Source organism: Cupriavidus sp. 05L310 (genome assembly GCF_056398185.1).
Map to the genome: position 1 here is coordinate 71,746 of NZ_JBFTOX010000017.1, position 14,170 is coordinate 85,915.

Genomic DNA, 14,170 nt, shown 5'->3' on the forward strand with positions numbered 1-14,170 from the left:
CCTTGCGTAACCCGTCAGGCGATCTTGAATCGCAGCACGGAGTTGCGCAGCTCTTCGGTCAGCAGAGTCAGCTGGCGCACCGACAGTGCGGTCTGCCGCGTGCCCGAGGAAGTCTGCTCGGTCACATGCAAGATGCCTTCGATATTGCGAGCCACCGCGGTGGCGAGCCCCGCCTCGTGCGAGGTGGTCTGCGAAATCTGCTCGATCAGCTCGGCGAGCTGGCGCGACACGCGGCCGATCTCCACCAGCGCGGCGCCGGCATTGTCGGACAGCTTGGCCCCTTCCACCACGCCTTGCGTGCTGCGCTCCATGGCGTGCACCGCATCCTGCGTATCGGTCTGGATGGTGCGGATCAGCGCGCCGATCTGCTTGGTTGCCTCGCCGGAGCGCTCGGCCAGGCGCTGCACTTCCTCGGCCACCACCGAGAAGCCGCGCCCGGCTTCGCCAGCCGATGCGGCCTGAATGGCGGCGTTGAGCGCCAGCACGTTGGTCTGCTCGGTAATGTCGGAAATCAGTTCGACGATTTCGCCGATCTCCTGCGACGATTCGCCCAGGCGCTTGATGCGTTTGGAGGTGTCCTGGATCTGCTCGCGGATGTCGTTCATGCCGACGATGGCGTTCTGCACCGCGTGCTGGCCCTGCTCGGCCGCGGCCAGCGAGGCGCGCGCCACGTTGGCGGATTCCGCCGCGCCGCGCGACACCTGCGTGATGCGATCCGCCATCTCCACCACCGATTCGCCGGTCTGGCGGATCTGGCGCGATTGCTCTTCCGACGCCGCGACCAGCTCGGTCGAGGTGTCCTGCACCTGGCTCGATGCCTGCGTCACCTCGCCGGCGGTCTGCTGCACGCGGCCCACCAGTTCGCGCAGTTCCTCCACCGTGTAGTTCACCGAGTCGGCGATGGCGCCGGTGATGTCCTCGGTCACGGTGGCCTGCTTGGTCAGGTCCCCGTCGGCGATGTCCTGCAGTTCGTTCATCAGCTGCAGAATGGCCTTCTGGGTAGCGTCGTTGTTGCGCTTTTCGTCCAGGCGGCGGGCTTCCGCCTCGCGTTCGCGGGCCTCCGCTTCGAGGGTACGGGCGCGGGAGTCGCGCAGGTACAGCGCGGCCAGGCCAGCCAGGAACAGCAGCGTGAGCAAGGCCGAGACGACGGTGGCGCCCAGCGTCAGCGGGCGCACGCGCGCGCCTTCGGCATAGGCTGCCTGCAGCGCGGACAGTTCGCCGCGCAGCGCCTCGTTGTCATTGAAGATCTGCTGCTGGGCGCGCTTGGCGGCGATCAGGCCGGGCAGGTTCTGCAGAATGGTCTGGGTGGTCTTCTGCACCGCGTCGAACCGCTGCGACAGCAGCTGCAGGTAGCCGCGGGTCTCTGCATCGCCGGCGGCGGACAAGCGCAGCGCTTCGCTGCCGTTCATCAGCCCGTCCAGGGTTTCGCGGAAGGTATTGGTGTCCTTGCCCAGCAGGAACGCGGTTTCCGGATTGACGCCTTCGCCCGCCAGGAACTCGTTGAGGTTCTTGCCCAGGCGCTGCGTCAGCATCACCAGCTGCGCGGAGGCAGCCACCTCGCGCGCATTGGCGCCGCTCTGCAGCTTGATCGCCGCCACCTGCTCGGCGCTTTCCAGCAGTTCCGGGTTGGAAGCGTTGAAGATCTGCAGGGTCTGGCCGATGGTGGTCAGGGTTGGCTGCTGGGCCAGTACGTCGCCAGCGCTCTTCTCGGTGCGCTGCCAGGACTCCATGGCCTTTTCCAGCAACGGCGCGGCCGCCCCGCCGGTGGCACGCACGTGCTTGGCGTCGCTGCCGTTTTGCAGCGCCTGCAAGTCGCCGGCGAGTTCGCTCTTGGACTGGCGCAGCTGCGTGAAGGCCTGCGCATTGCCCAGCAGGGCCACCGGCACCGCCTTGGCCAGGCGCTGGGAGTGCATCAGCATGTCGCCCGCGATCTCGATCTGCGCGGCGCCGTTGTTGGCTTCACGGTTGTCGAAATACACCGAGGCCAGCAGGGCGGTCAGCGACAGCACCACGCCCGCGGTCAGCGCGCGTTGCTGGCTGGCAAACGGGAGGCGGGAAAGCCTGTCCGAGAACCGCCGGGCCGGGGTGCTACGCGTGCCAGGCGCGGCGGCGGCATTCACCGCCGGTTCGGCGGCACTGACCACCTGTGCCTGGCGACCCAGGTTGAACATCTTGAAGCCCATAGCACCCTCTGTCCGTTATTTTTCGATTTTGATTTGTTGCAGCGGGCATGCCCGCGCGACGCTCAGGCGGCCTGCCGGCCCACCTGCAGGAAGGCCGGAGACGCCAGCAACCTGCGCACGTCGAGCACCTGCCAGTCACGCCCGTCGCGGTCGGCAAAACGGGCGCCCTCCCACTCCGGCGCCGCCTCCTGCCGAGCCGGCGCCCGGTCCGCGGACTCCGCCGGCAAGGACAGGTCGCCTGCATGACGCAGCCCGATCACGCGCGTGGCAAGAATGCCGCAAGCGCGCTCCACCTGGCGCGACAGCACCACGATCTTGCTGCCCGGCTGCAGCGCGGTGGCTCCCTCGCCGCAGAACAGGCCGAAATCGATCACGCCCAGCAGGCTGCCGCGTGCATTCACCAGTCCCGTGTACCAGGACTGCGTCAGCGGCACGCGGCTGGGCTGGCGCATCTCCAGCACCTCGCCCGTCTGCGGCAACGGCAGCAGCCAGTGCCGCTGGCCTACCTGCAAACCCAGGTAGCTGTCCACCGCCGGCAGGTTGCGCGCCTCGCGCAGGCGGCGGGCCAGCATGGCCTGGTAGTCCTGCAGCCGGGTCTGGCGGGCACGGAGGTCCTGGCGCGGCGCGTTCATGGTCTAGGTCCGGATGATAGGCGTAGGGAGGGAGCGGGTGCAGGATCGGCGCCTGGCTCAGTGGGTCAGCGCGGCGATCTTGGTGAGCAGTTCTTCGCCGTCGACCGGCTTGACGATGTAGTCTGCCGCGCCCTGGCGCATGCCCCAGATGCGGTCGGTGTCCAGGCCCTTGCTGGTGCACATGATCACGGGAATGTCCTTGAAGCGGTCGTCGCGCTTGATCGCGCGGGTCGCCTGGTAGCCGTTCTGGCCAGGCATCACCACGTCCATCAGGATCAGGTCGAAGGCTTCCTTCTCGAGCCGGGCGAAGGCCTGGTCGCTATTGCCGGCCACCGACACCTTGAAACCCTTCTTGCCGAGCAGGTCGGACATGAACAGGGCTTCGGTCGGGGAGTCGTCAACGATAAGGATTTTGCTGATAGTCATGAATATTCCTTGATATGCGCCTTGATATGCGCTCAAGCCGGCAAGGGGCTGGCCACGGCGGCGGCGCGCGGCACGCAGGCATCGACCGCCAGCAGCAGCGACTCGCGGGTAAACGGCTTGGCGAGATGGTCTTGCGCGCCGACCAGGCGGCCGCGCGAGCGGTCGAACACGCCGTCGCGGGAGGACAGCATGATCACCGGGATGGCATGGAATCGGGGGCTTTTCTTGATCAGGGCGCAGGTCTGGTAGCCATCCAGGCGCGGCATCAGGATGTCGCAGAAGATCAGGTCCGGATGCATGTCGCCGACCTTGGCGAGTGCCTCGAAGCCGTCTTCGGCGAGCAGCACCTGGCAGCCTGCCTGGGACAGGAAGATCTCGGCGGTGCGGCGGATGGTGCTGGAATCGTCGATGACGAGCACCTTGCGGCGCGCCGGCGCAGGCGCAGCAACGCCGCTGGCGCTGACGCCAGTTTCGACCGCGCCGCTGACCTCGGCGTTGACCCGAATGCTTTCTTGTAGTTGAGCGACCCGCATCTCGTTCCCGCGACCAGCGTGCTTCCCAGGGGGAAAGCGCCGGCATTCACTTGAGAACTTCCGCGCGGCGCAGCTGCCTGCCCCGACGGACCCCCGAAACAAAAACGATTTGATTCCCGAAAACGCGCCGGACCGGTGACCCGGTACGCGGCAAACGGCGGCGCGTGGTACCCGCGCCTGCCAAGGTCCACCCCCCTAAGGGATGGATTTTCAAATTTGAAACAGAGTGTGACAAGTCGCCGTGGGGCCGTCAATCCGGAAACCGGGGCAGCCCCGCCCGATCTGTCGCATTGACGCGACGCGCTACGGCGGGCCGGCGGCGTTCGTCACGGCCGCGTCATGCCCCCGCATTGCCAAATCACGCCGGCCGGCCTGACCTGGCGGGCGACGAACGGCTTGCGCGGTACGATGCGGCAGCTTTACAGGGCCACCATCTCGAAATCTTCCTTGCGCGCGCCACATTCCGGGCAGGTCCAGTTGATGGGCACGTCTTCCCATTTGGTGCCGGGGGCAATGCCGTCTTCGGGCGCGCCGGTGGCCTCGTCGTAAATCCACCCGCAGATCAGGCACATCCAGGTCTTGTATTCCATAACGGTACAGTCACTCTCCATTAAAATTCAGGGCCAGATGGTACCGAATCGGCGCCGCCGGCGCCAGCAGGGCAAGTACGATTCGGGCCAAATACGCCGTGTTCGCGCACGTTACCCGGCAAATGCCTCGCATTTCGACTCTTTTGCCGGCATTTTCCACGTAACTTGCTGCCTGATAGAACGCGTTTCTCCCGCTTTTGATTTCACGCAAAGCCATGTCTCGTAACCAGCAGCTCTTCGACCGCGCACAGCAAACCATTCCGGGCGGCGTCAATTCGCCCGTGCGCGCCTTTCGCTCGGTGGGCGGCACCCCCCGCTTCATCACGCGCGCCGAGGGCGCTTACATGTGGGACGCCGATGGCCAGCGCTACATCGACTATATCGGCTCCTGGGGCCCGATGATCGTCGGCCACGCCCACCCCGAGGTGGTGCGCGCGGTGCAGGAGACCGCTGGTCTCAGCTTCTCCTTTGGGGCGCCGACCGAAGCCGAAATCGAGATGGCCGAGGAAATCTGCAAGCTGGTGCCGTCGATCGAGCAGGTGCGGCTGGTTTCCTCCGGCACCGAGGCCACCATGAGCGCGCTGCGCCTGGCGCGCGGCTTTGCCAAGCGCGACCTGATCGTCAAGTTCGAGGGCTGCTACCACGGCCACGCCGACAGCCTGCTGGTCAAGGCGGGGTCCGGCCTGCTGACCTTTGCCGACACCACCAAGAACGCGCCCTCCTCGGCCGGCGTGCCCGCCGACGTGACCAAGCACACCATGGTGCTGGAATACAACAACGTCGAGCAGCTGGAGCAAGCCTTTATCAAGCATGCCGACGAAATCGCCGCGGTGATCGTGGAGCCGGTGGCCGGCAATATGAACCTGGTGCGCGCCAGCGATGCCTTCCTGCAAGCGATGCGCTCGCTGTGCACCAAGTACGGCGCGGTGCTGATCTTCGACGAGGTGATGACCGGCTTCCGCGTGGCGCTGGGCGGCGCGCAGGCGCACTACGGCATCACGCCGGACATGACCTGCCTGGGCAAGGTGATCGGCGGCGGCATGCCGGCGGCGGCCTTTGGCGGCCGGCGCGACATCATGGCCTGCCTGGCGCCGCTGGGCGGCGTGTACCAGGCCGGCACGCTATCGGGCAACCCGCTGGCGGTGGCGGCCGGGCTGACCACGCTCAAGCTGATCCAGGCGCCGGGCTTCCATGACCGGCTCGCCGCGCAAACCCGCAAGCTGGCCGACGGACTGGCCGCGGCTGCCCGCGAAGCCGGCGTGCCGTTCGCCGCGGACGCCATCGGCGGCATGTTCGGCCTGTACTTCCGCGAGGGCGTGCCGGGCAGCTTCGCCGAAGTCACGCAGTGCGATACGGCCCGCTTCAACCGCTTCTTCCACGCCATGCTGGATACAGGCGTCTACCTGGCGCCGTCCGCCTACGAGGCGGGCTTCGTCTCGGCGCAGCACGACGACGCCATCCTGGCCGCCACCATCGACGCCGCCCGCAAGGCCTTCGCGGCCTGAGGGTTCGCCGGCCGCGACCGCCCCGCCCTGGGGCTGGGCGCGGCTCAGCCGAGCAGATCGGGCGCAGCCGCCCCGATCTGCTCGCAGGCCTGCGCCAGTGCCGCCTGCAGCCCTGCGCTGGCGGGGGTCATCGGCGCGCGCAACTCATCGCGCAGCCATCCCTCCCGCGTCAGCATGGCCTTGAGCGGACCCGGATTGGGCTCCGTGAACAGCAGGCGGATCATCGGCATCAAGGCATGGAAGATCCGGCGCGCCGGGTCCAGCCGCTGCCCGGCCACTGCCCTGGCCAGCGCCGCGAACAGTTCCGGATATAGGTGGGCCGACGCGATGATCGCGCCCGTGCCGCCCAGGCACAGCGTACCCAGCACCTGGTGATCCTCGCCCGCCAGCACGGCGAGGCGTCCGTCCGCAATCACGGACTGCGTGCCGTGGTAGTCCCCGCCGCAGTCCTTGATGGCACGGATATTCGGATGGGTGGCCAGCGCCAGGATGGTTTCCGTCTCCAGCTTCACGCCGGTCCGGTAGGGAATGTCGTACAGCACCAGCGGCGCGGCGGCGCTGTCGGCCAGCGCATGGAAATAGTCCAGCAGGCCCGCCTGCGACGGGCGGACGTAGTAAGGCGCGGGCGCGAGCAGCCCGGCCAGCGGCCGCTCGGCAAGGCGGCGCACGCGCACCTGCACCTGCTTCAACTGGCTGCCCGCCACGCCCATGATCACCGGCAAGGCGCCGGCGCCGGACAGCACGGTGTCGAGCACGGCCAGTTGCTCCGCTTCGTCGAGGGCAGCCGCCTCTCCGGTGCTGCCACACACCACGAAGCCAGCGATGCCGCTACCGGCATAGCGCGCCACTAGCCGGGCCAGCGCGCCATGATCGACGGCGCCGCCGGCAAACGGCGTCACCAGCGGCAGCCAGATTCCAGAAAATACTTGTTGTGCTTGCTGCTGTGCTTGTTGAACTGCTTGCATCGGATCACTCCTGTGCGACCGGTCAATAAAACCGTGCAGAAGTGCGCCGGGTGGCAGATGAGCCCGCGTGGGCAGTGGGAAAGCATGAACCTGGCCTCGCCCCCTGTACGCCTGTGCGCAGGTGCCGTTCCGTCGCTCATCTGACGGAACAGCGCCCCGGTCAGACGAGCGGCTGTTTTTTGGCTTTGGCGCGCGCCGGCACCTGCCGCTGCGAGGCAGCGGAAGCAGGAGCGGAAATCATCGAAAAGGCGCGCATTGCAGGTTCGGGCTGGATGGTGATGCGGCACGGCGCCCGGCGGACACCGCCGTCGCAACCACGGCAGAGACGACAATCTACCCGTCTGGCCATGCCGCCGTCAAGCCACCCCCAAGTCATTTTGATTGCCCAGCCGGCCCCTGCGCTACACTGGTAATTCCACGAATTCCGGAGTCCTCGATGCGCGCATCCCTTCCCCTGTCCCTGTCCTCCGGGCAGTCCGTCTTGCGCTGGCTCATGCTGGCCTTGTGCGCGAGCCTGTTGTCCGCCTGCGGCTACAACGACTTCCAGACCAAGGACGAGGCCGTCAAGGCGGCCTGGGGCGAGGTGATCAACCAGTACCAGCGCCGCGCCGACCTGATCCCCAACCTGGTCAACACCGTCAAGGGCTACGCCACGCATGAGCGCGAGACGCTCGAGGCGGTCACCAAGGCCCGCGCCGCGGCTACCAGCATCCAGGTCTCGCCCGAGACGCTCAACGATCCTGAAGCGTTCAAGCGCTTCCAGCAGGCCCAGGGCGAGCTGAGCGGCGCGTTGTCGCGCCTGCTCGCGGTGTCGGAAAACTATCCGCAGCTCAAGGCCGATGCCTCCTTCCGCGACCTGCAGTCGCAGCTCGAAGGGACGGAGAACCGCATCACGGTGGCGCGCCAGCGCTACATCGCCGCGGTGCGCGACTACAACATCCTGGCGCGCAGCTTCCCCACCAACCTGACCGCGATGGTCTTCAAGTACCCGGTCAAGCCGTCGTTCTCGGTGGAAAACGAGAAAGCCATCTCAGCGCCGCCGGCGGTGAAGTTCTGATACGGACCGATGGCTATGCCGCATCTCCCTGAGCGCAGTGGCTGGACGGCCGCCATGCTGGCGCTGATGCTGTGGCTGGGCGCGCTGCTGGCGCCGCCCGCCATGGCCGCCGGCGACGGCTTCGTGGTGGTGCCGCCGCTCACGCAGCGGGTCACCGACCTCACCGGCACGCTGAGCGCCAGCCAGCGCGGCGCGCTGGAGAACGTGCTGGCCGAGTACGAGCAGCAGCGCGGCAGCCAGATCTTCGTGCTGATGGTGCCGACCACCGAGCCCGAGCCGATCGACGCCTACAGCATCCGCGTGGCCGACGCCTGGCGCGCCGGGCGCAAAGGCATCGACGATGGCGTGATCCTGCTGATCGCCAAGGACAATCCGCCCGGTCTGCGCAAGATGCGCCTGGAGGTGGGACGCGGCGTGCAGGGCTCGCTCACCGACGCGATGTCCAAGCGCATCCTGCAAGACGTGATGGCGCCGCATTTCCGCCAGAACGATTTCTACGGCGGCATCGCGGCCGGCGTATCGGCCATCCAGGCCACCATCGACAAGGAGGCCCTGCCGGGCCCGCAGGCCGGTGGCAAGCCGGCCCAGAGCGGCTCGTGGACCGACTGGCTGCCGGTGCTGTTCCCGCTTGCCATCATCCTGTTCTTCTTTATCTCCGCGGCACGGCGCTCGGGCGGCTCGCGCATCGTGACGCGCGGGCGCGGCTGGGATGCTGCGGCCGGCGGACTGGGCGGCACCCTTGGCGGTCTCGGGGGCGGCGGCTGGGGACGTGGCGGCGGCGGTGGATTCGGAGGCGGAGGCGGAGGCGGTGGTGGTGGTGGCGGCTTCGGTGGCGGCGGCGGTGGTGGCTTCGACGGAGGCGGCGCCTCCGGCAACTGGTAACGGCATATGCCCCATTTCAAACGCGCACTGCGCCACCTGGGCACGCGCCCCGGTGCCGCCAGCAAGCACTTCCCCGCCGAAGCCCAGCAACAGTTGCAGCAGGCGGTACGCGCCGGCGAACGGCAGCATCGTGGCGAAGTGCGGGTGGTAATCGAATCCAGCCTGCCCGTGGGGCTAGCCTTCTCGGGCGTCAGCCCGCGCGAGCGCGCACGCGCCTTGTTCGGTGCGCTGGAGGTGTGGAACACCGAAGGCCATACCGGCGTGCTGCTGTATATCAACCTGGCCGATCACGCGGTCGAACTTCTGGCCGACCGCGGCATCGATGCCCGTGTGGGCCCGGATACCTGGCGCGCGATCTGCGACGAGCTGGCGAGCGGGCTGGCGCGGGAGCTGTCGGTCAGGCCTGTGCTGGCGGCGGTGGAGAAGATCCATCAGCTGCTGGCTGTGCATTTCCCCGCGGGCGACCGGCCCAATCCCAACGAACTCGACGACCGGCCGGTCATGCTGTAGCGCGCGGCGCGATGAAGCGGGCGCCGCGGCGCATCCCGCTCAGCGCGCCCGCCCGAACCTGCCTGCAGGCACGAGCGGTATTGCCGCAACCCACTGCAGTGGATTGCCTGCGCGCCGCAACGCGCGCACCAGCGCCGCCGTGATCGCCCACACGGCCACGCCTGCCAGTACGTCGGCCAGGTAGTGGCCTCCCTGGGTCGGCGTGGACAGGATCATCACGACATTGAACGGCAACACCACGATCAGCGCCAGGCGTGACCACCACATCGCCTGGATGAACAGCAGCCCCATGACCGTGTGAAACGATGGCATCGAAACCAGGCCCTGCGCCGCTTCAAGATCGAACACACGCAGCGTGCCGTCGCGCAGGGGAATGAAGTGGGACGTCTGCGCCAGCTCCGCCGCCGACACGCCACCGAAATAGTGATAAGCGCCGCTTGCCGGGAACGGCGTCGACACGAGCAGCACCAGTGACAACGAGATGAACAGGCCGGACAGGAACTCCCGCAAGCTGGCTACAGGGCCAAACAAGGCGATCGCCAACGGAACCAGAAACAGCTCCATCCGACCCGAGTTGTAGCACCAGTCCAGCGCTTCGCTCAGCTCGGTCCGCGCACGTACCCAGGCATGCACGGCCGGCCAGTGGAAACCCAGCGCGGCATCCGTGGCGGCAAGCTGGCCATCGATCAGCGGCGGCGCCAGCGTGACCAGCAAATACGAAAGCACGCACATGCTGCTCATGAACACCGTCAGCCAGCAAAGGCTGTGCATCGCCACGGCCAGTTCACCGATGCGCAGCCTGCGCGATGACTGGCGGCTGGCCACAAGGACGAGGAAGCCGCTTATCGCGCCAAGCGCGGCGAAGGCTTGCAACCGCCCCTCGAGCCCCTGCGCGCCGATTGTCCTGCCGCTGCTTTTCAGCCACAGCGCTTCGACGGCCAGCAACAGCAGGACCAGTCCCCACCTTATCGTATCGCCCCGCGTCCAGAGCCTGCTATCCGATGTCATGCTGCCTCCCCGTGCCGGCCAGCGTGCGGCACCGCCGATTAGGCGGTCCTCAATCAAGCCCCATCAAATGACGCCACTCGCTGCCCATGTTGTCATCGGTAACCACCGGCAGCCCTGCCGTGCGAGCCAGGATGCCCGGGCATCCCTCTATCACATTGGAGCGCCCAGCCTCACCGCTGTCCTGGGCAGCTTTCCACTCGCCCAGCATGCCATCCACGATGCGGCGATCGTGGCCGCCGCCTGCGTCGAGCACCGGGCGGCCGTCGATGCGATAGGCGGCCAGCGTCTTGCGCCAGTGCTCGAAATCCCATGCCAGCGGCGCACGCGATACTACGACGTGGTTCTTGAAACGGGCGCCGTGCGGGAATGCCAGGCAAGCCGTGCGCTGGACCCGCGGCGAATCGGTGGTGTTGTAGTAGAGGACGCCCCCCGGAGCCAGATGCGCGTCGGCCAGGCGAAGGAATTCCATGGACAATAGATTGGTGGTATTGGCCCTGAAGTGCCAGGTCGTGTTCGACACGATGGCATCGAAGCGCCGTTCGGGATGCATGCGCAGCCATCGGCGCCCGTCGTCGGTCACGATCCGCACCTTGGGATTGCTGAGCACGGAGGCCTCGGCCGGCATGCGCGCCACCAGGTCGACATAACCAGGGTTGATCTCCACGATGGTGAGCGAGCGCACCTCGGGATTGTTGGCGATCACCTGCGCCCACGAACCGGACGAGAGGCCAATCATCAGAACATCGCGCGAGTGCGGCTGGAACAGGTTCAGTGCATAGGGCCGGATGATGCCGTTGGTGTCATTCCGCAGGTCGACATTGAAACGGCCGTCATACATCCCGCCGCCGTACACGGCGCCCTCGCGGTCCACAGCGATGATGCCGCTGCGATTCTCGATCACGTGGGCAAACGGTCCCTTGGGGTCCGGCGCATCCTTCCACAGCAGCGCCTCGAGCACGCCGCGGCTCGACACCGGCAGCGCCACCACGGCCAGCACCCACAGCGCGGCGGCAGCGCCCGCATGCCAGCGCCGCGTCTGCCGCGACAACGGCAGCCATGCGTTCAGCAGGACGGCGCATGAAAGCCCGGCGCATACCAGCGCCACGCCAATGCCAACCAGGCTGATATGCTCCATCAGGATGAAGCCGGTCAGTATGCTGCCTGAGGCGGAGCCGACGATGTTCGCGAGATACAACAGTGCGGTGCGCATGCCCGCCCGGTGGTCGGCCGCGACACCCCAATGGGCCAGACACGGCAGCAGCGCGCCCCAGCCTCGCGCGACCAGAAACACAACCAGCAACATGGCGCAGAGCAACACGATCCCGGGCACGGCGAGATGCGCCAGCAGGGGCAGGAACAGCAGACCCGCAAGGTTGGCCGTGAGCATCCCGCCAGCCAGCCTGCGCATGCCATGCCCGACCGCGGCACTACACCAGTCCCCGGCCTGGCGCGCTCCCGATGCAATACCGATCAGGAAGATGCCAAGGGTCAGCGCGAATGCGGAGGCGTTGCCCCCGGTGGCATAGGACATCGTGCGAAAGAAGAAGATCTCGTACGACAACGAGATGGCCCCACCGGCGCAGGCAAGTACCAGCACCGCGCCAAAGCGCAGGACGGGCGCGGCAGCCGCCGCCCGCTGCGCGATGGGCGCAACACCATCACGCCCATCGCCTGCGCGCCAGTGCGCCACCAGGGCCCCCAACGCCACCGTGACATTGATGGCAACTGCCACGTACACCGTGGCCCGCATGCCGAGAAAAGGGAACAACCCGAAAGCGCCAATCAGGCAGGCCGCGCCGGCACCCAGGGTATTGACGTAGTACAGAAGCCCGACAGAACTGCCCACATTGCCGGACCGGCGGGCAAGCTGGCCGACGAGCAGCGGCAGCGTCGCGCCCATCAACAAGGTCGGCACCAGTACCAGCGCCAGTGCAAGCGCCGCCGTCGCGCTCAGCGGCAAGCCCAGTGCGAAGGCCCCCACCCGGTCGAAAACGTCGAGCGACACCAGGCCGAAGGCGCCGGTGAGCAACTCGATGGCGGCCAGCAGCGGAAGCAGCGCCAGGCCGCGCCGCCTCGACAACAAGCCGCCTGCCAGGCTGCCGAGTCCCAGCCCCAGCATGAAGGCGGTGACGACGATCGTTACCGATTCGATATTGACGCCGAAGATGCGAAACAGGGCGCGCTGCCACACCAGCTGATAGATCAGTGCCGGGAATCCGGAGAAGAAAAACAGGACGCAGAGGGTGCGTCGCCAGCGCAAGGCCTGTGCGCCAGCCGCTGCCATGCGAATGTCTTCTGGCAGGGCGGCCGCCGGCACGGCGCCAGCAACCGGATTGCTCAGTTTCATGGGACCCCCTTCCCGTTTTCACCTTCCGGTCAGGTACCGCCGAGCCTGCCGGAAAGCCTTTCGAGCCACTGTATGTCATGGCGTCCCGATCCGGGATCGGCTTTTCGGGGGGTCATCCCAATGGACTAGCATGGCCTTGCGGGCCAGCGCGCGACGCCGGGGCGGCGTCTGTCCAGCCTGTCTATATAGAGGTCATTGCGCCGATGCCGCGTGGCCGGCGGCCGCGCGCTTGCGGCCCGTCGCATACCAGATTGCCGCCGCCACCTGCAGCGCCACCAGGCCGCACCATACCGCGAGATGGGCCTGCCGGGGATATTGGCCGCCCGTTGCCGGCCACAGGTCTAGCACCAGCCCCACCCCGACCTGGCAGGCAAACGTCGCCAGGAACACGGTCAAGGTCAGCGCCGTGGTGGCGCGGCCGATCAGTGCATCGGGAAAGCTGCGCGCCAGCACGGCGTAGGCTAGGATGCCGCTCGATCCGAATACGCCGTAGGCCGCCCATGTCAGCGCCGGGGGCAGCGGCGCGCCGGCGATGATCAGGCACTGGATCACGATGAACCCGCTCATGCCGGCGCCGGCGAAGGTGTACAGGCTCACGCCGGCGCGCTCCAGATGCCGTGCGGCCCAACCGGCACACACGCAGCCGCCCATCATGGCAAAGCCGATGACCGACACCAGGCGCGCGCTCTGCTCCGGCGAATAGCCGGCCACGTCACGCAGGAACGCCCCCACCCACAGGGTCTGCACCGCGAGGAAAACCCCCTGGTTAAGCAATGCCAGCGGCACCACGCGCAGGAAGCGCTCATTGCGGAACACCTGCCAGGTGCCGCGCAACTGATCCGCCAGGCGCTGCTTGCCGGCGCGGCTGGTATCGGGGGCGCCGAACCACAGCAGCGCTGCCATGGCCAGCGTCAGCGCGGCCAGGCCGTAGCTGACCGTGCGCCAGTCGGTCCAGGACAGCAGCCAAGCCAGCGGCGCGCCGACCACTACGGCGCCGAGGCCGCCAATCGCCATCACCACGCCATTGAGCAAGGGCATGCGCGACAGCGGGAACCAGATCGACAGGGCCTGGATGGCGGCGCCCAGGCAAACCGAAACGCCAACCCCGATCATCAGGCGCCCTGCCGCCAGCGCCGCCATATTGGGCGCGGAGGCGAATACCAAGGCACCCGCCACGGCAGCCAGCAGCAACGCGGCCTCGGTACGGCGCGGGCCGAAACGGTCGAGCAGCAGCCCGGCCGGCAACTGGGCACAGGCGAAACCCAGGAAATAGAAGCTGGTCAGCAGGCCCAGATCGGCTGCACCCAGGCCCATCTCGCGGGTCAGGTGGGGCGCGAAGCCTAGGTTGACGCCCCGGAAGATATAGGAAACCAGGAAACCGAGCGAAAAAATGCACAGCACGCGCCAGCGTGCGGCGGCTAACGGGGGAGCGCTAGCCCGCGTGGTGGCAGAAGAGGCGGAAGAGGCGGAAGAGGAGGATGAGGAAGCAGAAGTCATGTCTGCATTGTCGCCAGTCGCCCGGCGCAACACCA

13 protein-coding genes are annotated in these 14,170 nt (G+C 67.4%); 4 read left to right on the top strand and 9 right to left on the bottom strand.

The genetic code is table 11. The annotated features are described in order from the left end of the window. Positions 1-14: 14 nt before the first annotated feature. The 5 genes from AC1DS6_RS14605 to AC1DS6_RS14625 all read right to left on the bottom strand — a co-directional run bounded on the left by AC1DS6_RS14605 (position 15) and on the right by AC1DS6_RS14625 (position 4,364). A complete protein-coding gene (locus AC1DS6_RS14605; RefSeq protein WP_477102635.1) occupies positions 15-2,183 on the bottom strand; it encodes a methyl-accepting chemotaxis protein in 2,169 nt (722 codons plus the stop codon). A gap of 62 nt (positions 2,184-2,245) precedes the next feature. Continuing rightward, on the bottom strand, positions 2,246-2,815 hold the full coding sequence (locus tag AC1DS6_RS14610) for a chemotaxis protein CheW (protein ID WP_441637088.1): 570 nt from the start codon (positions 2,813-2,815) through the stop codon (positions 2,246-2,248). 57 nt (positions 2,816-2,872) lie between these two features. After that, positions 2,873-3,241, bottom strand: a complete 369-nt coding sequence (locus tag AC1DS6_RS14615) for a response regulator (protein ID WP_035859363.1) — start codon at positions 3,239-3,241, stop codon at positions 2,873-2,875. Positions 3,242-3,273: 32 nt separating this feature from the next. Next, complete coding sequence (locus tag AC1DS6_RS14620) at positions 3,274-3,774, bottom strand: response regulator (protein ID WP_441637090.1); 501 nt, start codon at positions 3,772-3,774, stop codon at positions 3,274-3,276. Between the two features lie 419 nt (positions 3,775-4,193). Further along, a complete protein-coding gene (locus AC1DS6_RS14625) occupies positions 4,194-4,364 on the bottom strand; it encodes a rubredoxin (protein WP_006159034.1) in 171 nt (56 codons plus the stop codon). Between the two features lie 215 nt (positions 4,365-4,579). Here AC1DS6_RS14625 and hemL point away from each other — a divergent pair, with 215 nt between their 5' ends. Then, positions 4,580-5,869, top strand: a complete 1,290-nt coding sequence (gene hemL / locus AC1DS6_RS14630) for a glutamate-1-semialdehyde 2,1-aminomutase (RefSeq protein ID WP_441637092.1) — start codon at positions 4,580-4,582, stop codon at positions 5,867-5,869. Positions 5,870-5,913: 44 nt separating this feature from the next. On the opposite strand, the gene dapA is transcribed toward hemL, so the two are convergent. After that, positions 5,914-6,834: a 4-hydroxy-tetrahydrodipicolinate synthase gene (dapA, locus tag AC1DS6_RS14635; RefSeq protein ID WP_441637094.1), complete on the bottom strand. Its 921-nt coding sequence runs from the start codon at positions 6,832-6,834 to the stop codon at positions 5,914-5,916. A gap of 436 nt (positions 6,835-7,270) precedes the next feature. On the opposite strand from dapA, the gene AC1DS6_RS14640 reads away from it, so the two are divergent. From AC1DS6_RS14640 to AC1DS6_RS14650, 3 genes are read left to right on the top strand one after another with little or no spacing between them, the layout of a single operon-like run. Next, positions 7,271-7,891, top strand: coding sequence for a LemA family protein (locus AC1DS6_RS14640; RefSeq protein WP_441637096.1), 621 nt, complete (start codon positions 7,271-7,273; stop codon positions 7,889-7,891). Between the two features lie 15 nt (positions 7,892-7,906). Further along, positions 7,907-8,773, top strand: a complete 867-nt coding sequence (locus AC1DS6_RS14645) for a TPM domain-containing protein (RefSeq protein WP_477102636.1) — start codon at positions 7,907-7,909, stop codon at positions 8,771-8,773. Positions 8,774-8,779: 6 nt separating this feature from the next. Next, entirely contained in the window at positions 8,780-9,283 is a 504-nt protein-coding gene (locus AC1DS6_RS14650; RefSeq protein ID WP_441626407.1) for a TPM domain-containing protein, read from the top strand. Positions 9,284-9,322: 39 nt separating this feature from the next. Here AC1DS6_RS14650 and AC1DS6_RS14655 read toward each other — a convergent pair whose 3' ends face one another. The 3 genes from AC1DS6_RS14655 to AC1DS6_RS14665 all read right to left on the bottom strand — a co-directional run bounded on the left by AC1DS6_RS14655 (position 9,323) and on the right by AC1DS6_RS14665 (position 14,135). Further along, positions 9,323-10,291, bottom strand: a complete 969-nt coding sequence (locus AC1DS6_RS14655; RefSeq protein WP_477102637.1) for a phosphatase PAP2 family protein — start codon at positions 10,289-10,291, stop codon at positions 9,323-9,325. A gap of 49 nt (positions 10,292-10,340) precedes the next feature. Then, complete coding sequence (locus tag AC1DS6_RS14660) at positions 10,341-12,638, bottom strand: spermine/spermidine synthase domain-containing protein (RefSeq protein WP_477102638.1); 2,298 nt, start codon at positions 12,636-12,638, stop codon at positions 10,341-10,343. A gap of 192 nt (positions 12,639-12,830) precedes the next feature. Then, a complete protein-coding gene (locus AC1DS6_RS14665; protein ID WP_477102639.1) occupies positions 12,831-14,135 on the bottom strand; it encodes an MFS transporter in 1,305 nt (434 codons plus the stop codon). Between the last annotated feature and the right edge of the window lie 35 nt (positions 14,136-14,170).